15 protein-coding genes are annotated in these 18,667 nt (G+C 46.0%); 8 read left to right on the top strand and 7 right to left on the bottom strand.

All coding sequences use genetic code 11. The features are described 5' to 3' along the window. Positions 1 to 12: 12 nt before the first annotated feature. The 3 genes from HMPREF0860_RS08710 to HMPREF0860_RS08720 all read right to left on the bottom strand — a co-directional run bounded on the left by HMPREF0860_RS08710 (position 13) and on the right by HMPREF0860_RS08720 (position 5,212). Positions 13 to 3,222: a DEAD/DEAH box helicase gene (locus tag HMPREF0860_RS08710; protein ID WP_021495696.1), complete on the bottom strand. Its 3,210-nt coding sequence runs from the start codon at positions 3,220 to 3,222 to the stop codon at positions 13 to 15. Continuing rightward, positions 3,206 to 4,144: a sigma-70 family RNA polymerase sigma factor gene (locus tag HMPREF0860_RS08715; RefSeq protein WP_021329117.1), complete on the bottom strand. Its 939-nt coding sequence runs from the start codon at positions 4,142 to 4,144 to the stop codon at positions 3,206 to 3,208. Before HMPREF0860_RS08715 ends, HMPREF0860_RS08710 begins: the two co-directional genes overlap by 17 nt. A gap of 357 nt (positions 4,145 to 4,501) precedes the next feature. After that, positions 4,502 to 5,212 carry an early set domain-containing protein gene (locus HMPREF0860_RS08720; RefSeq protein ID WP_021329112.1) on the bottom strand — a complete coding sequence of 237 codons (711 nt, stop codon included), beginning with the start codon at positions 5,210 to 5,212 and terminating at the stop codon, positions 4,502 to 4,504. Between the two features lie 178 nt (positions 5,213 to 5,390). Between HMPREF0860_RS08720 and flcA the strand changes: the two genes are divergently transcribed. Next, positions 5,391 to 9,275, top strand: coding sequence for a periplasmic flagellar collar protein FlcA (flcA, locus tag HMPREF0860_RS08725; RefSeq protein WP_021329166.1), 3,885 nt, complete (start codon positions 5,391 to 5,393; stop codon positions 9,273 to 9,275). After that, a complete protein-coding gene (locus HMPREF0860_RS08730) occupies positions 9,272 to 9,892 on the top strand; it encodes a diacylglycerol/polyprenol kinase family protein (protein ID WP_021329153.1) in 621 nt (206 codons plus the stop codon). The genes flcA and HMPREF0860_RS08730 overlap by 4 nt, the downstream gene beginning before the upstream one ends. 2 nt (positions 9,893 to 9,894) lie before the next feature. Here the strand turns inward: HMPREF0860_RS08730 and HMPREF0860_RS08735 are convergent, their stop codons facing one another. Beyond that, the gene (locus HMPREF0860_RS08735; RefSeq protein WP_021329193.1) at positions 9,895 to 10,710 is read right to left on the bottom strand and encodes a hypothetical protein; all 816 of its coding nucleotides are present in this window, start codon (positions 10,708 to 10,710) and stop codon (positions 9,895 to 9,897) included. Between the two features lie 83 nt (positions 10,711 to 10,793). On the opposite strand from HMPREF0860_RS08735, the gene HMPREF0860_RS08740 reads away from it, so the two are divergent. Continuing rightward, positions 10,794 to 11,501, top strand: coding sequence for a DUF2259 domain-containing protein (locus tag HMPREF0860_RS08740; protein WP_021329205.1), 708 nt, complete (start codon positions 10,794 to 10,796; stop codon positions 11,499 to 11,501). 107 nt (positions 11,502 to 11,608) lie between these two features. On the opposite strand, the gene HMPREF0860_RS08745 is transcribed toward HMPREF0860_RS08740, so the two are convergent. Next, a complete protein-coding gene (locus HMPREF0860_RS08745) occupies positions 11,609 to 13,120 on the bottom strand; it encodes an IMP dehydrogenase (protein ID WP_021329204.1) in 1,512 nt (503 codons plus the stop codon). Positions 13,121 to 13,241: 121 nt separating this feature from the next. Here HMPREF0860_RS08745 and HMPREF0860_RS08750 point away from each other — a divergent pair, with 121 nt between their 5' ends. The 4 genes from HMPREF0860_RS08750 to HMPREF0860_RS08765 all read left to right on the top strand — a co-directional run bounded on the left by HMPREF0860_RS08750 (position 13,242) and on the right by HMPREF0860_RS08765 (position 15,067). Then, positions 13,242 to 13,475 (top strand): hypothetical protein, encoded by a 234-nt coding sequence (locus HMPREF0860_RS08750; RefSeq protein ID WP_021329198.1) that lies wholly within the window; start codon positions 13,242 to 13,244, stop codon positions 13,473 to 13,475. Positions 13,476 to 13,619: 144 nt separating this feature from the next. Continuing rightward, positions 13,620 to 14,048: a 50S ribosomal protein L13 gene (rplM, locus tag HMPREF0860_RS08755; protein WP_021329162.1), complete on the top strand. Its 429-nt coding sequence runs from the start codon at positions 13,620 to 13,622 to the stop codon at positions 14,046 to 14,048. Positions 14,049 to 14,062: 14 nt separating this feature from the next. Then, positions 14,063 to 14,455: a 30S ribosomal protein S9 gene (gene rpsI, locus HMPREF0860_RS08760; RefSeq protein ID WP_021329099.1), complete on the top strand. Its 393-nt coding sequence runs from the start codon at positions 14,063 to 14,065 to the stop codon at positions 14,453 to 14,455. Between the two features lie 27 nt (positions 14,456 to 14,482). Next, a complete protein-coding gene (locus HMPREF0860_RS08765) occupies positions 14,483 to 15,067 on the top strand; it encodes a regulatory protein RecX (protein WP_156001958.1) in 585 nt (194 codons plus the stop codon). Between the two features lie 33 nt (positions 15,068 to 15,100). On the opposite strand, the gene HMPREF0860_RS08770 is transcribed toward HMPREF0860_RS08765, so the two are convergent. Then, positions 15,101 to 15,568 (bottom strand): hypothetical protein, encoded by a 468-nt coding sequence (locus tag HMPREF0860_RS08770; protein WP_231364243.1) that lies wholly within the window; start codon positions 15,566 to 15,568, stop codon positions 15,101 to 15,103. Positions 15,569 to 15,646: 78 nt separating this feature from the next. Further along, complete coding sequence (locus HMPREF0860_RS08775; RefSeq protein WP_021329120.1) at positions 15,647 to 16,102, bottom strand: hypothetical protein; 456 nt, start codon at positions 16,100 to 16,102, stop codon at positions 15,647 to 15,649. Positions 16,103 to 16,299: 197 nt separating this feature from the next. On the opposite strand from HMPREF0860_RS08775, the gene HMPREF0860_RS08780 reads away from it, so the two are divergent. Continuing rightward, positions 16,300 to 18,555, top strand: a complete 2,256-nt coding sequence (locus HMPREF0860_RS08780) for an FAD-dependent oxidoreductase (protein WP_021329137.1) — start codon at positions 16,300 to 16,302, stop codon at positions 18,553 to 18,555. Positions 18,556 to 18,667: the final 112 nt, after the last annotated feature.

Consider the following 18,667-nt stretch of genomic DNA (forward strand, 5'->3'; position numbering starts at 1 on the left):
TATATTAAAAAATTAGTTTTTAATGGATTTATTCTTTTTCATTTCTATTAAGTCTTCAACTTCTTGGGGAATTACTCCCATAAAGTATAATTCAATATATTCCCAGAACCTTTTAGTGTTTCCAATGCCAATTGTTCTAAAAATATATGTTAAAAATTCAACAGATCTAATATGGAGATTATAAACCTTATTTAAAATATCGTTTGTATAATTTTCACCATGCTTGTTAATTATTTGATCTATTTTGTAATAACTATTGATGCGCATAAAGATTTCTGGATTAAAACCACCATGTGCTTCAAAAGAAAGTAGTTTAAAAGCATTAAATAAACCTAAGATGGAAAGTATCCGTTTTCTATTTGATTCTAGTATAATAGGATCTGAACGACCAAAAGAAGGTATATCTAAATATATTGTTGACTCATAGGTTATATCATTTTCATAATAGGTATAAAAATCTCTTAAAGTTAAATATCCTGTTGTGTCAATTAAATAGCTTTCCTCTTCGTAAATGGAATTCTTGATTTTTATAAATCGTGAATTGTGAGAACTTGATGTTGAGCTAAAAACAAGCAAAAGTCGAATAATAGTGTCTGATAAAGTCTGTAATTCATAATAATTCATTATGCCTAGATCTCTTTGTATTTCTTTGCATAATTCTTTTTTTGTAAAATATTTACTTTTTTGCCTATTTGTATCGCAAAACTTTATTAAAAATTCAATTATAGATCGGCATGTGTAATTTCTTCCTGATGGTAATTTATCTGGCCTTATTGAGATTTCCATTTGGGGGATTAATTTTTGAGTTCCTACTAAATTTAGCTTTTTTGGGGTACTATATAATTCGTATTTAAATTGTTGAAAAGATTGATTTGAGAATTTCTTTTCCCAAACTGACTTTAAATTAATAATTACTGTGTTTGAGCTAACCCATGTAAAGTCGTTATCAATCAATTTGGTTAATTGGTCAGTAGTAATTTTATGAAGTTTAAATAAGCCTTTTGTAAAAATTGCTCTTGGACGTGCAACTATAGGTGAATAACCAAATTTTGATATAAAATCTTTTTCGATTAATAACAAAGCTGTTTTTACTTTATTATCCAGTTCGTCTTCTTTTGCAAAATCAAAGATGGATTGAAAATCAGATGAGGTTATTAATAGATTTCGCTTATAATTGTTTTTCGCACCAATACTTCGTATGATTTGTAGAACTTGAACTAGTTGATTCTTTCTTATAGAAGAAATGCCTTGTAATAAATTTACATATTTAAAATCGCTTGGGAAAAAATCAAAAGCTGCCAATCCTTGTTTGTCCTTATCTCGAGCACAGCGCCCTATTTCTTGAACATAATCACAAACATTCCCTGTAGGTGCAAAATGGTACACAATGTCAATGTCAGGAATATCAATTCCCATGCCAAAAGCTTTTGTAGCTAACATAACATTTGCATCACCGTTCTTAAACCTCTCAAAATTTTCTTTTTTCTTTTCAGGTTTCATAGATCCGTCATATCTTGACAATTTTTGTATATCAACATCATTTTCATATTCTGCCAAAAAATCTCCAAACTCGTTTATTAACTTAATCATAGGAAAATATATCAAACTCTTTTTGTTTAACTTTTGAAATTCTGATATTCGAACTGCTAATACTGTATTTTTCTTAGTTGAATATTCCCGTGTAGATATATCTAATAAACTTTTATCAACCTTTTGAATTTCTATATTGATGTTATTACGAGGAACATAACCATAATATTTAATTGGATCTCTCATTCCAACACTATCGCGAATGTCAGCAACCATATCTTCACTACCACTATATATAGCCGTAGCAGTAAAAGTGGCAATAGGAAAATTTCTATTTTTTCGTAATTTTTGAATATAAGTTCCTAAATACCAATAGTCTGGTCTGAATTCTTTTCCCCATGTTGTTACAATATGTGCTTCATCAATTACTAATAATCCTATTTCTCGATTACCAATTAACATTGTAATATCGGAACGACTTAAAAGCAATTCTGGAGATAAAAAGACTATATCAATCTCTTTGTGGTTAATTTTCTCGATTATTTCATTTTTTTCATCTAACGAAATTGATGAATTAATGGTTGCGGCATTTTTTACTCCTCTTTCATGTAATTGAAATATTTGGTCATTCATTAATGCTACTAGAGGTTGGATTACCAATGTTAAATATCCTTCTTTTGCTAATAATAAAGCCGGGATTTGAAATAAGATTGATTTTCCGGAACCTGTGGGGGCAGTAACAAAAATATCACGATAATACTCATTTCTTTTTGCTTTGTCGACTTCATTTAATATTGATGACATTATTATGTCTTGTGAAATATCTTTAGTGGGAATAGGCTTTTCATTTTTTAATTCAGGATAAATTTTTATTGTGCGAAAATTTGGATAATGCCAAATATTTTCTAAGATAGTTTTACATTCTGGTCTTATTTTGTTCGGTTCAGAGTAGTCATTGTCAAAGATGGAAATTTTAACATCACAATAATAGATTAAATTCTTAAGTACGGATAAATATTTTATTTCAGTTTGTTTACTATCAAAAACAATGGAATATTCGTTCGGAGAGGTATTTAGGATTGATAACAGATTAATATAAGATGATTCATCATTACTAAGATAAATTTTATTATTATTGCTAGATTTTTTTATAATGATATCTTCCGATATCCGAAGATTATTTGAAGGTATTTCATTTAATGGTACAAAAAAATAGGATGTGTCTTTCTTGTATACTTGTCCTATTAAGCTTTTTAAACAATCATTTATAAAATCATTAAGTAAAACAGTTTCAAAACTCTCTATTGATTTTGCGTCTTCAGAATTCTCATCATTTATTTCATACGGACTAAAATTAAAATTAGTTGGTATTATATTTAATAAATAAGGATTTTTTAAATAAATTATATCAATGAACGTAGATAATCCATCTATAAAGTCTGGTATACATAACAAATCTTCGAAATAGCAATAATAGATTTTCGAAGAACATTTTGACATTATTTCTTTTGATAAAATCCTTCTTCTTTCTTTTTTGTTTTCTTGAAGATATTCATCTGCATTAACCTCGCTTTCAAAAACATATGAAATCGCTGATGAAATAGGTTGCTTTTTGAATCCCGTTAAAACAATTAGTCCTTTGTTAATAGATGTGTTCTCTAAGAGTCCTGAGTAGTCAATATCTTTTATCATAATTTGCCTCGAATGTTGAATAATCTTCTAACGAAAATTGTTTCGATTGCTTTAGCTTATTTAAACATTTTTCGCATATTTGTCTTACTCTTTCTCTCGTTACACCAATTTCATCTCCCACTTCTTCTAATGATTTTGGTATGCCATCTTCTAGTCCATATCGTAGCATAAATATTTTCAAATGTCTTGTTGTTAATCTACGCTGTTTTGCTTGTGAAGAGAGAACCTTTTTTATTCTTTCAATAAATTCTTTGCGTTCCATTGTATATTCAGTTTTATAATGGTGGGTAATATTATTTGGTGTGTATATATTTGAAGATGCAATTAGATCTTTTTTGCAAGTATCCAAGTTTCCATTTCCATTGTTTATAAATTCGTCCAAAGATGTATAGTCATTAAAACGATAATTGACTAAATTCACAATATTTTTATCTTGTTCCGATAGAGTGGTATGGTCTGAATTATATCTGTTTATTTTTTTTAAAAAGGATTCTGGAATTTTTGTAATACCAAGATTTTCTTTTATTTCGCGTAATATTGCCTGTTTAATCCAGAAAACAGCATAAGTTGAAAAACTGTTTTTATATTTACTATCAAATTTCTTAATAGCTTTTACTAAACCTAGATTTCCAGCACTTACGAGGTCATCTATATCTATTGCTCTTAGTTTATTTTTGTATAACCTATAATAACGATTTGCATATTTCAAGATAAGTTTTTGATTTGCTTTTATGAGTCTGGTTTTGCCTAATTCTGTTTTATTAAAGATAGGATTAAATAATAAAGTATTTATTTCCTTGAAATTTTCAGATTTTACTTTTTTTATTTCTGTTTCAGAAAGTATTTTATCTAGTGATTTGAGATGCAGCTTCTTATGAATAATAAATTTAGCTTTAGAATGCAACCCTTCGGACTCGCTCATAATTGAATATTATAGCATTAAAATGTATGTTCTGTAAGAAAAATTTAATATTTTATTTGACTTAATTATAAAAGAAACAGCACAGCCTTGAAAATTTTATGTTCATTTCCGTCAGCGCAGAACTCCTTATACAAATCATTAAAAAAGAATTGATGGCTTATCTGATTTGCCCCTGTATTTCATGAAATGATTAAAGAACAAGGTATATTCTTTATTTGGGCTGGTCAATTTTTTTCAATGACGTATGATAGAGGGGGAAGACTTGTAATATTGCAGATTTTTCTTGAAAGAAAGTACAAGAAGACTGTCCGAAAGATGAAACTTTCAGACACTTGCTTGCTCTGTTTTCCGTATCGACTACGGCACCGTGATGACCGATGCGACGCGACCGTCTTTTGTATACGCTTTATTCGGATTCGTCGAGTCGGTGAGCGCGTCCATTCCCGAATAATAATTATAATAATGCGTGCCGGACGGCAGGGGCAGTGCGATTTCGTACAAGCCGCGCGATGTTTCTTTCATTTCGTAAATCCACGGATCCCAATTTGTAAACGAGCCTGCAAGGTATATCTTTTGATGCGTATTTGCGCGGCAGATAAATCGTACGATGTTTTCCGATGCCGCGTTTGTTGCGGCAGGCGCGGTTTTTTGCGGCAGATCGGAAGCGAAGGTAAAGCGCGAAAGAGAGATGCCTGCTTTTTCGTCATAGTAGCTGTCGGGGTTCGCCGGGTCGGTCGTCCATAATCCGTCGATGACGAGGCGATACGAAACCGAACGGGCATTGCCGGGCCGTTTTAAAATAAAAAACAAAACCGAGCCTTTTGTATTTCCGTCCATATCGCGCATTGTGTGTATGCGGAACGGATGAATCGTTTTGTATCCTTCAAAATCGAATGCGATTCCGGTAAAGCGCGATTTTGCGTCGGCGGTAAAAACGACCGTACCGTCTTTTTCGTACGGAGCTGCGACGCCGCGGATTTCGAGAACGGTTTCATCGTTGTAATCCGCTGCGGCGACGTGGCAAAGGATTGCCTGAAGCGCGCACAGCAAAAAAAGAAAGCGTTTCATACTCCGATTATCGGCAAAACAGTGTCGAAGATTTACCGAACCGGCAAAAGAAGCTGCATACGCCGAGCGAGACTTTTCTAATGTACGCGTGAAAATCTTCCGTTATTATAATAGAGAATACGCAGGGCAAATACTTGTAAAGACGGGCGTTTTAACGATACAATAAATCGGGTGGATTATGCCGGGGTTAAGCCAACTAAAGAAATTCAATTCAGATATTCTCGCACTCGGCAATGAGGTACACGAACGCGCGTCCCGCGGCGAAAGGCCGATCATAATTCCGCTTTCGAAAACAATACGGGATGTCGATGATTCCGAAGATTTTGTTCTCGGTATGCCGGAACGCTCCGAAGCGGCGGTTACGGCGGCAGCTTCGCCGGAAACGGAAGATTTTTCCGATATTACCGGGGCGGGAAAAAAGGAGGCGGCACCGAAGCAGAAAACCGAAACGTCTTCGGCCGGTGTTCCCGATCTTTCCGATTTGCTCAATCCCGTGCTCCCTTCCGCATCGAACGGAGACGCGGAAATGCCCGACCTTTCCCAATTTGCCGATGAACCGGAACAAAAAATCGAAGAGGCCGAGCCCGAAGCGGTATCGATCGCGGATATGAATCTCGACGATCTGCTCGGCGATATGAACGGTGTGGAAGCGGAAGCAAGCGATGTACTGCCGGAAGACGGCGCATCCGATATGCCGTCTGAAGTGAGCGCTGCGCCGTCCGATACATCGGCGTTGAATCGAAGCGGCGCTCCATCCCAAACGCGCGCCGCGCCGCCGGATGCGTTTTCTCTTCCGCCGCATGGGGAGTTTTCGTCGGCAGTGCCGGATATTCCCGTTCCGAACGATATTCCCGCTCATACCGTGCCCGATCTTCCCTCTCTTGACGACTTTACGCTTTCTCCTGAAAATGATTTTGCCGTTCCCGCGCCTCTCGAACACGAATCTCCGTCCGCGCATAGCCTGCCCGCCGGCGATGCGGAATCTTTAAGTATACCCTCATTCGATGTACCTCCTTCGCCGAAAAAAGTCCCCGAGCAAAAGACGGACGAAATGCCTCCTGCAGCGACCGAGTCTTCTGTTTCCGATTGGGCGGATGATTTCGATACCGGCGGGCAGACGATCGATATGAATATCGAAATTCCCGGCGATATGCCGGAAGGCGAATCAGGCGTACAGTCCGCAGGTGAAATTGCGCTTCCGGAAAAAGACGTTGATCGCGCATCGGCGTTCGACGAAACGCCTGCGGATCAAAACCTTGTCCGAATGTCCGGCGAGAGCGAAGCATCCGAAAAAGGGAAATCGTCGCCCGACTCAAGTCCGGACCGAACGCAAGGCAGTGCACCTGATGTACGTGCGTCGTTTTCCCCGTCCGACGGTAACGTGAACCGGGAGCCGCTTGACGCAGCTTCGGACAATTCCGAACTTCCCGATTTCGATTTTTCATCCATGTTCGATGAGAACGGACTTTCGCCTACAGCCGGCGTTTCCGGGCAGGAAAAAACACCGGCTGCCGTTTCCGAATCTGCGACCGATACGGCTTCCGTTCCCGATGAAATTTCACTTGGCGGTGAAGAAGATGAAATCGATGCGGCAGTGCAAGCTCAGGGCACGCCGTCTGTTTCCGACGAAATTTCACTCGGAGGGGATGCGGCGGAAGAAAGCGAAGAGACATCTTCGGATATGCTTGCCGCCCGCTTGCCGCGGGAACCCTTCGATCCCGAAACCTTCGATTTCGATCTCGATATGGGAGACGGGGAAGAAGGGGCGGGCAATAAAGCCGAAACGCCTGGACGCGATGAAACTTCCGGTGACGTTCCGTCCGAAGCGGGAGACGAAGAAACCGTTCCGATAGAGCACTTCGATACGTCCGAAATGGAGGGGCTCGACTTTACCGTCAAAGAGCCGGAAAAATCCGAAGCGGACAAAACCGACTTTGAACTCGGCATGAACGGCGATCTTTCCGATTTTGAAATCTCCGGTTTTTCCGATACGGCGGAAGTAAAGACGGATAAAAGCGGCCGTATCAAACTCCCTACGCCCGATTTCCGCGGAGCGGCCGAAGGCGGAAAGCCTCCGAAAAATGTGCTTACCGACGCGCAGTACAAAAAATTCCTTGCGAACCTCGCGCTCTATCCGCTCAACGTGCGCCTCGCCGTCGAAAATCTGCTTGTCGCAAACGAATTTACCGACGATGCGCAGTTCGAAATCGTTGAAAAGATTCTCAATAAAGCGCCTGCTCGTCAAGTTGCGTCGAGCCTCGAAAAGATGCTCGACATCGCGATTCCCGTTCCGCGCGATTTTGAGCGGCGTACCGTAGCCGAATACAATGCATACAAAGCGTCTCTGCAGTATCAGCTGCGAAACCGGATCATTCCGGGCATCGTACTCGGTGTGCTCTCTGCCGCCGCAGTATTCGGTTTGATAATTTTTACGCGCAATTTTATTTGGCGTCCTTTGAAAGCGAACGGTCTGTATAAACAGGGGTACGCACTCATTCAAGCCGACGAATATCCTCAGTCGGAAACGCTCTTTAATCAAGCCGCCGGCGTGCAGCTGCAAAAAAAGTGGTTTTTCAAATATGCGCGCGCATACCGCGAACGAAAACAATACCTCAGGGCGGAACGGATGTACCGCAATATCCTCTATTATTTTAACTACGATAAGGAAGCGGGTATCGAATACGCGCGCATGGAATGCGACGATTTGGCAAATTATGAAAAGGCCGAAGAGATCGCTCGGCGGAGCGTACTCGATTATCACGTAAACGATGCCGATGGAATCCTTTTGCTCGGCGATATCTACCTCGAATGGGCGACCGAAAAAGATTCTGCAAAATTCGAAGAAGCGCGCAAACAATACGCATCCCTCGTGCAGCTTTACGGTCCCGTCGACCGCTATCTCGCGCGCATGATGCGCTATTTTGTGCGTACCGACAATCTCCGCGAAGTCCTGCAGCTGAAAGAGCAATTTTACCCCAAAGCGAAATCGCTCGATGCCGACGATTGGACGGAGATGAGCGGATACCTCCTCGATAAATTGTACGGGCCGCTTCCGCCCAAAGACGAATACCTTCGCACGAAGATCGAAGACGTGCGCGATATGCTCGACCGCGCGGTAAACGCCGATCCGACAAATCCCGTCGCCTTTTATAATCTTTCGCGCTACTTTGTACAGATGCACGATTCGGAGCGAGCGGTGCGGATGCTCGAACACACGGTTAAATTGTTCGAAAATCGCTCGCAAAATCTTCGCCGCCGCGATATCTACAAGCAAATCGATTCGTACCGTCTGCTCGGAGAGCAGTATGTTTTGGGAAAAGAGTATTTGACGGCCGAAGAAACATACACAGAAGGCATTTCGCTCTACGAGAGGGAAAAGGCGAACAGCGGTTTTCCCGGAAATGAAAACATCGGAAAACTCTATGCCGATTCCGGCGATATCGATTATTTTATCCGCGGCGATTACGACGGTGCATATAACGATTACCTTTCGGCGATCCGCACACACTACGATACGGCGTCCCTGCATTACCGCGTCGGCTTTATTCAATATTCCAAAAACGATTTGGACGGAGCGGTCGGTTCGTTTATCAAAGCGGGAGCCGAAAAGCCGGACGACGATCACTTGCTGCTCGCGATGGGCAATACGCTTTCGCTTCGGGATGCGAACTATGCGGCTGAAGGTTACTACAAGCAGCTCGTAAGCAATCTCGATGCCGAGTTCGCAAAAAAAGGAGTCGCGTTTACGCAGACAAAAGCCGCCGAAGACGCGCTCACGGAACTTTACCTGAAAGCTGCGAATAATTTCGGCGTTACGCTTTTCCGTCTCGCCCGGCGCACGGGCAACAGCAGGATGAATGCCGATGCGATGGTACAGCTTTCCGTGTCGATGCGCGCGTGGGATGCGCTCACGCGCAATCAAACGACGATGGTGCGCCTTGCGGGCAGCAATCTCGCCGAACAGAATATGCGCTATATGAGTCATCCGATGCCTGATTATGAACCCGCAATCTACACGGATATTCCGAAGATTCTCACCGGAGAAAAGGAATTGACGCAATGAGTGCCGACGAAAACAGAGCCGGCATCCTGCAGGCGCAATATAAAAACAGCATAAAAAAAGAACTCGTCCGAAAAAGCATTCACATCTGCAGCGCGCTTATCCCCACGCTTTTGACCTTTGCGTACTATCCGGTTATCGTCTGTCTTGCCGTCGTTCTCGCCTTTTACATCGCGTCCGAAACGCTCAGAAAATGCGGCATTTCCGTTCCCGTCGTATCTCATATAACCGAAGTCGCTTCGCGAAAGCGCGACGAAAATAAATTCGTGCTCGGCCCCGTAACGCTCGTGCTCGGCATTATCGCTACCGTGCTTGTGTGGCAGCCCGAAGCCGCCCGTATCGGCATCTATGCGCTCGCCTTCGGCGACGGGCTTGCGAGCCTCGGCGGAAAACTCTTCGGCCGTACGGTCATTCCGTTTACGCACGGAAAAACGATCGCGGGAAGCCTCACGTGCTTTTTTGCGGTGCTCTGCTCATCCTTTGCCGTGTGCAAAAACGGATTCGTATCGCTTGTTTTGGCGCTTTCCGCAATGGCAATCGAACTCATGCCGCTCGGCGACTTTGATAACCTTCTCATTCCCGTTGCGATCGGCGGACTATCAACATTATTAATGCGCTGATTTTATTGCCACAGGTATTTTCGGTGCAGGCTTTTGAGGTATACCGCCGTTCCCCCGAAAAGCAATATGCCGCCTGCGGAAGCCGCTGCGTATGACGTCGCATAACACGAGATTTCGTATCCGAATGCCAAAGCTGCAAAACCGAAGGGAGATGCATCTTTCGTTCCGAGAGAGCGGGCATTGACGAAGAGCGAAAGGATTGCCGCGGCGAGGATGAGCGCACGAATTGCGATGAACGCTTCTCCGTTTCCCCATTTTATGCAAAAGTTCGGGAGCACGACGGCCGTGTTGAGCGGCATCAGCATTGAAATCATGACGGAAAGCACGACGAGTATGACGAGATTCCGCTCGACGTGCTGGCGCGCTTCCGTCCCGCTGAAAACCGCGCCGAACAACAGTGTTGTCGGAGCGAGCGTTCGGCCGAACAGGACGATCCGACCGGTACAAAGCAGAAAAGCCGAAAGCTCGTGCCACAGATTGAACAGCGGTGTGCACAGCCGCGCCGTTTCCGAAAAACAGCCGACGAGAAACAGCGCGAAAAAGATCACTTCCGTTGACTGCGTTTTTTCGAATTCGACGGAGAGATAGATGACGGCAAGCAGCGCATACAGTGCGAAGATAAAAAGAGAGGCGATCGTCGCGATAAACGAATAACCCCTCGTATAAAAACCCGCAATGCGTTCGGCCGGAAAAAAGTCGGGACGGGTGAGCGTGTCGGTGTAGATCGAATATCCGAGCATCGCGGAAGAGGCTAAAAGTAATCCTGAAAATGCAATAACCAAAGCAAGAAAAAAATAGTTCCGCATTTTGATAGTCATAGAAACGATGATACCCGCAACGGAAATAATAGTAAAGGACTTATCCCGAAATTCCGACAATGTAAAAGACGGGAGGATACCGTATGAAAAAAATTATTGCAGGCGGAGTGATTTTTGCGCTTTGCCTCTCTTTTGCGCTTGCCGGCGACGCTGCGGTTTTTGTCGACGGCGGATTTTCATCCGACGGATCGGTGTATCTCTTCGGTCAGTACGGCAAAACCGACAAATCGTTTCGGGGCTGGGCTGAAATCTATACGGTCGATGTCGCGAAAAACGATTTTGTTAAAGGCGGCACATATAAAATACAACCGTCTGCCGTTACGGCGGGAAAATCGGGACGCGAAGTATACGATTCGCTCGCTGCAAAAAGCTATTTCGATACGAAAAAATATAATTTCGTACCCGCATCTCCCGATCAAATCCTCTATATCTGCGGCGATGAAAGCAAAGACGGAAGCGATGAAATCGTATTTAAAGATTTTTCCGGAAAACTCGGCGGCAAATCGACATACCGCATACGGCTCATCCCGACGGTGAGCGGTGCGGGCGAAAACGCGCGATCGTCGTTTTACATTTTGATGGAACGACTTAATGAAAACGGCTCTGTCGTAAGCCGGCAAAAGATCGGCTCCCCCGATGTCGTTCGAAAAGGCGTAACGTCGTACAAGATAGAAAAAATACTGTGCAATAAACGGGGCGACGGCATCGTCTTTATCGTCGCGAAAACAATGGAAAATAAAACGGGCGTGCTTATCCGCTACATGGCCGAAACGGCGAAACTCTTCGATTGAATGTGCCGGACGCCGCAGAATAAAGCGACGGACGCCGTATCGCGCAGGCGCAAATGCGGCGCTTTTCGTTCAGCAGAGCCTTATCGTTCAGCCGGAACGTTTGCCGCTTAATCGGCGCGGATGCTCGTGTTTTTGACAATGACGTCGTGTGCCGAACCTTCTCGGATCGACGCTTGGCTTACGAGCGTGATCTTCGCTTTTTGCTGCAGTTCGGGAATCGTGAGGGCGCCGCAGTTGCACATCGTGTGGATGACTTTGCTCGTCGTCGTCTGCACGTTGTCGTGGAGGCTTCCGGCGTACGGAACGTAGCTGTCGACGCCTTCTTCGAAGGCCATCTTTTTCGCCCCGCCCAAATCGTAGCGCTGCCAGTTGCGTGCTCTGTTCGATCCTTCACCCCAATATTCTTTAACGTAATTGCCGTTGACGATGAGCTTATGCGTCGGGCTTTCGTCGAATCTTGCAAAGTATCGGCCGAGCATGACGAAGTCCGCGCCCATCGCGAGCGCAAGCGTTATGTGATAGTCGTGTACGATGCCGCCGTCCGAGCATATCGGAATATAGATGCCGGTTTTTTCGTACCACTCGTCGCGCGCTTTCGCCACTTCGATCGTCGCAGTCGCTTGTCCTCTTCCGATTCCTTTTTGTTCCCGCGTAATGCAGATGGAACCGCCTCCGATCCCGACCTTAACAAAATCGGCACCCGATTCGGCGAGAAAGTTGAAACCGTCTTTGTCGACGACGTTGCCGGCTCCGACTTTGACGCCGTCTCCCCATTTTTTGTGGATGTCTTTGAGTGCACGGCGCTGCCATTCGGTAAATCCTTCGGAAGAATCGAGACAGAGCACGTCGGCGCCCGCGTCCAAAAGAAGGGGCACGCGTTCCATATAATCGCGAGTATTGATGCCGGCTCCGACCGTGTAGCGCTTTTGCGCGTCGTGAATTTCGAGCGGGTGCTCTTCGCGGTTTTCGATGTCTTTTCGAAACACGAGCGACTGCAGATTGCCGTTTTTATCGACGATCGGAAGCTGATTGATTTTGTGATCCCAAATCAAATCGTTTGCGTCGTCGAGCGAAATGCCCGCTTCCGCTTTTATTAATTTTTCAAGCGGTGTCATGTAGTCGCACACTTTTGCACCGCTTTCACAGCGGTTGATGCGGAAATCGCGCTCGGTGATGATGCCGGCGAGCTTTCCGTTCGGGCTTCCGTCTTCGGTGACGGCGACCGTCGAGTGCCCCGTTTTTGCGATGATTGCGGTGAGCTCTTCGAGCGTTTGATCCGGGCGGATGTTTGAATCCGACGGTACGAATCCCGCTTTGTATGATTTGACGCGCGCGATCATCGCCGCCTGATCGGACGGCGTCTGCGAACCGTAGATAAAGCTGATGCCGCCTTCCTGCGCGAGCGCGATCGCAAGCGTGTCGTTTGAAACCGACTGCATGACGGCGGACACCATCGGTATGTTCATCGTGAGCGGACAGGCGTCTCCGGCTTTTTTATTGTATTTGACGACGGGCGTGCGCAGCGATACGTTTGCGGGGATACACGTTTCGGACGTGTATCCGGGGATCAATAGGTATTCGTCGAATGTGTGCGAGGGTTCGTCAAAAAAATATGCCATGGAAGCGCTCCTTGGAACGTCAGTATATGTCATATCGTTTGAACCGTCAACATTTATACGAGCCGGGATTTACAAAACCCCTTATTCGGGCTATTATGATTTTGTAAAAGGAGTTTTACGTATGATATCGTTGATTGCAGGAATCATTTTAATCGCGTTTACCGTTTTTGCGCTGCTTCCGTCGTTTCCGCTCAACTGGAGCGCCGACGTGCTTGCATTTCTCAGAGGCTGTCTGCCCGTCCTTGCCGCCCTCATCGGTCTTATCTGCCTGTTTATCGGCGTAGCCGATATTAAAGACAAAAAAGAAGCCGCGCGCGAAGAGCGGGAAGCCCGCGAACGGGAAGAAAAAAAATAAGCGTCGTATTGACTAAGCGATAAAAAATAAGATACAATGAGCTTCCCCGTATTGTAAAACGGTGGCTGCTCACCGTCGTTTTGTGTTCGACGGCGCGATGCATCGTTATCGAACACGCATACTTTTATTTTGCAGGATTTTATTATGGATACGATTTTTGTAAAAGCGCAGGATATAAAACGTACATGGTACGTGATCGATGCTGCGGGTAAGCCGCTCGGCCGCGTTGCCGCAAAAGCCGCCTCTGTCGCGCGCGGCAAGCACAAGGCGTCGTATGCGCCGCACCAAAACACGGGCGATTATGTCGTCATCATCAACGCGGACAAAATTGCCGTTTCCGGCGGGAAAGAGCAAAAGAAAATGTACTACAATTATACCGGTTTTGTCGGCAACCTCAAACACTATACGTTTGAAAAATTGCTTGCCCGCCATCCGTCCGAACCGCTCGAACGTGCCATCAAAGGTATGCTTCCGCACAACCGGCTCGGCCGTGTGCTTTTCGAAAATGTAAAAGTGTATGCAGGCGCGGAACATCCGCATAAAGCGCAGAATCCTCAGCCGCTTGAAGTTTGATTAGGAGTTTCAGTATGGTAAAAAATTTGGCAATCGGTACGGGAAGAAGAAAGACCGCGGTTGCGCGCGTTTTTGTGCGCGACGGCTCGGGTAAAATCGTTGTCAACGGAAAAGAGCCGAAAGATTATTTTGTCACCGACGAACAGGTGCAGATCGTCCGCCAGCCGCTGCTCGTCACGTCGAACGACAACAAATACGATATCCTCATCACCGTTCAGGGCGGCGGTATGAACGGACAGGCTGCGGCTTGCCTTCACGGCATTTCGCGCGCCCTCGTTCAAATCGATCAGGATTCTCGCACGGCGCTTAAAGCGAACGGGTACCTGACGCGCGATTCCCGCATGCCGGAACGCAAAAAATACGGTCAGCGCGGCGCACGCAGAAGATTCCAGTTCAGCAAGCGTTAAGCGGTGGTCGTTTCCGAAACGAAGCAGGTGTCCTCCGGTTGTATAAAAATTACGACCGAAGAAGGGCCTGCTTTTTTTATACGCGAAGCGTATTTGATGCGAGTCGATTCCGAAGCGATTTTAGGCGGCGGCGTTTTCTCAGGGGAAGATGAAGAAGACATTATAGACGCGGGATTTTGTTATGCGGCGGAATCGAAAGCGCTTTCGTATTTGGCGAGGGCGGAACAGTCGCGTTTTAATTTGACGCGGAAACTCGGTGCAAAAGGCATCGAAAGGCGCCACATCGAAAAGGTGCTCGATTACCTCGAACGCGAAGGCTTTCTTTCCGATGCGCGCTTTGCACGCGCATGGCTGGATGTGCGCAAAATCAATCACTTGGAGGGAAGGGCGAGACTCTCTTCCGAACTCGCTTTTCGCGGCATAGCGCGGGAAGTCGCCGATGCTGCGCTCGACGAATTCTTTTCGGAAAATTCTGAAGAAGCGATCTGCAAAAAAGCGCTCGAAAAATGCAATCGGCGCCGTATGCGGGAAGATAAAATTATCAATTATTTGCGGCAGCACGGTTTTTCGCAAAAAACGATACGGAGCGCTGCGGGTAAAAGCGAGCTTTGACGGGACGCCGCGCGGTGCGTCCCGTATTCGTTTTTAAATGCCGAGTTCTTCGAAGCGGTAGGATTCGCTTTCAGTGTCAAATGTGTAATTGTATGACTTTCCCGTTTGTGCGGTGATTTCCTGTTTGCTCGGCCGATAGGTCGTTGTAACGCTTCGGTAGAAAAATCCGGGTCGCGTTTTTGAAAACGATGATTCGACGACATGCGTTCCCGGCGCGACAAAAAATCCGTTTACCATTTTTTCCGTAAAGAAAATCGGCTTTTCACCGTCGACGGATATAACCTGTATTTTGTGCATCAGTTTTTTTAGAATTGAATTGTTTTTCCCAATGTATACTTTTGCCGCATTCGGATGTGCTGTGAGCCAATCCTGCTTTCTCCGGCGGTCGCCTTTGAGCCTGAAAAACATATACGCCGCATAGGCGATGATCCCGATCGGGATAATGATAAAATAATATACGTGACCGATATTATTTGCATTGGAAAGAGCGCTGTCCATCATATTCTCCTTGATGTTAATAATTAATCAATTTCGATTTTTTAAACTCGAAACATTCCTGCCGTCCCGTATTCGGAGCGGTTATTTGTTTTGACTTTCCGTGATAGTGGTCAGTTTGGTGACAGGATCGCCGTCGATACCCAAATCGCTTAACAATTTTTCGAACTGCGCGATACCGATAAGTTCGCAGTTTACGGTCGTTTCGTTTTCTCCCTGCCGCGTCAGGTAGAGCGTACATTCCGTTTCGCCGTTCGAAGTAACCGTTTTTGCTCTGACTGATGTGGTGTCCAGTGAATACGTATCGATTTTTTCACCTTGTTTTACGGACAGAGTTGAGCCGTCCGTTTCTATAACGATCATATTACCTATGATGACCGTCCGAATGTAGAGCGCCAAAACCGCTGCAAAAATCAAAACGAACCATAGCGCGCTTTTAAGCCATATCGATGCGATAAACGCGACAAACAATGCCGCCGCCGTTCCGAAGACGAGGTTTAAAAGTACACGATAGAGTTTTGTTTTGTACGTATTTTTCACTGTATCCGCCTCAAAAAATTATGTAGGAGTGATAATATGATTAGTTTTACCCTTTTGTCAATCACCTTTTCAGTATGTTTTGATTTGAGAATTATCAATCGTATTCTGGACAAAAATATTCGAAAAACATATACTATCCGCACATAAAAATGTGCTTGCGTGCATGATTTTAGCAGAGGTATTATTAGGAGGCTTATATGAAAATATCGGACAATCGCGTTTTGTCAAAAATTGCGGTTTTATCTGTGTGCACGGCCATGATGCTCTCGTTGGCTGTGGGCTGCGGGAGCGGCACGAAAGTCAAATGGGACTACCAAGCGGACGTTGTCATCATCGGAGCGGGAGGAGCGGGTTTGCCCGCCGGTCTTAAAGCGATCGAAGACGGCGCATCCGTTTTGTTTGTGGAAACGAACTGGGATGTCGGCGGACACGCGGCGGTCAGCGAAGGTCAGCTGCACTCGGGCGGCAGCACGGTTTCGCAAAAAGAATGGGGTATCGAAGATTCGGCCGATTTGTACTACTACGATCATACCAGAGGCCAAGCGGTCGATTCGCGCTTTAACGAAGTTTCACAAGTGCGTTCCGTTGCGAACAGCATGGCAAAAGCGTACGACTTTATCTTAAAGAACGGCGTAAAGGTATTGGAAATCGAACCGATGGTTCGCAACTACTATCGCGACGGCGGTTCGGATCCGGACAGCGTCGGACGCATGACGTATTCCGACAGCGGCGAATGGAAAAACGAATACACCGGCACGACGGCTGCAGGCGTTGCGGTTACCCGTCCGCTCGAAAAATCGGTTCGCGAAAAGGGTGCAAAATTCCTTCTTAACTATCACATGGACAAAATCTACCGCGAAAACGGTCAGTCGGGAAAAGTGCTCGGCGTGCAGGCTCATTATACGCCGCACGTTCTTCCGGGCGAAAGCAAACCGCTTACGAGCCTTATGTCAGACGGCAATATCGACAGCACGAAAGAAACGCTGAACATCAAAGCGAACAAAGCCGTTATCATCGCGACCGGCGGTTCGACCGGCAACGTGCAATTCCGTACGATGTTCGACCCGCGCCTCGGCCCCGAATACGACGGACTGGGCGGTATGCCCTTCTCCGATCAGGATGCATCGGGTGAAATCGCCGCGATGGAAATCGGCGCGGCGCTCATGTCGCTGTCGTCGTACCAAATGTCCGAAGGCGGCGCACAGATGAAAGCGCCGAACCGCATCGGCTGCCAGTACGGCTACGGCCGCGGCTTTATGAAAGACAGCAAAATCTGGGCTCTTTCGAGAGCAACCGGTATCGAAATGGATCTCAACAGCATGATCGTCGTCAATATGCTCGGACAGCGCTTTGCCAACGAAGACGATTACCGCGGAGTATTCCCCGGCCCCGAATATCAGCGCTTTTTTAACAGTGCCGCAACGAGCGTATTTATCGACGCGGACGGCGACGGAAACGCCGAATGCTACGGCGGCCCGGTATGGGCTATCGTCGACGACGCAGCCGCAAAACGCAACGACTGGGTTATGGAACAGGGCGTTCTCGATTTCGAAGGCGGTTATGCGTTCAAAGCCGATACGCTTGAAGAGCTTGCACAAAAGGTCGTCAACAAATACTACGAAAACATCAAGATGGATCCCAAAACCCTCGTCGACACGGTCAACCGTTACAATTCCTTTGTCGCGGCCGGAAAAGACGGCGATTGGGGAAAGACGACGCTGCAAAACCAAATCAAAACCGGCCCCTTCTACGCGTTGTGGGCGGTATCGAACATTCACGATACGCTTGCCGGTTTGCGCGTCGACGACAAAATGCAGGTTGTCGATTTGCACGGAAAACTGATTCCGAACCTCTTTTGCGCAGGCGAATCCGCCGGCGGTATGAGAGTACACGGACTCGGCCGCGTCATCACGGCGGGTTATATTGCAGGCCGTTCGGCCGCTTCCGTTGACAAAGACGGATTTGCGACGGCGAGCACGGCTCTCGATCCCGCATTCGCCGGTCCCGAAACGAACTACAAGACGAAGACCGACAAAGCTTCGTACTTTTCGCTTCGCGGTTCTACGCGCGCAACGAAAACGCATTCCGAAAAAGAAGCCGAATTAAAGGCGATTGCAGCCGGTCAAAAAACGACTGCAGCCTCCGGTTCCATCTTCAACTATACGAGCATGTCGGGAGCTGCGAACAACACCTTTACGGGCGCGTCCGACAAGGGTATGGGCGGAACGGTTCGCGTTCAGATTACCGTTAAAGACGGCAAGATGACGGACATCAAAGTGATCAAACACTCCGAAACGCCCGGCATCGGCCCCGAAGCGATCGCAAAACTGACCGAGCAGGCGCTGCAAAAACAAAGCGCAGAGCTCGACACGGTTTCAGGTGCCACGATGACGTCTACCGCGTTTAAAGAAGCGCTTGCGACGGCTATGAAAAAAGCGAATTTAATAAAATAAGAAAACAGACTGTAAAAAGCTGTCTTTTGCTTTGCTCCGCTTTCGGCGGCGCGAAGCGGTATACGGCGGTTTCGATTTGCTCGAACCGCCGTATTTTTTTATGCGAATGTCG

Origin of the sequence: Treponema socranskii subsp. socranskii VPI DR56BR1116 = ATCC 35536 (assembly GCF_000468115.1) — a bacterium.
Classification (GTDB): domain Bacteria; phylum Spirochaetota; class Spirochaetia; order Treponematales; family Treponemataceae; genus Treponema_D; species Treponema_D socranskii.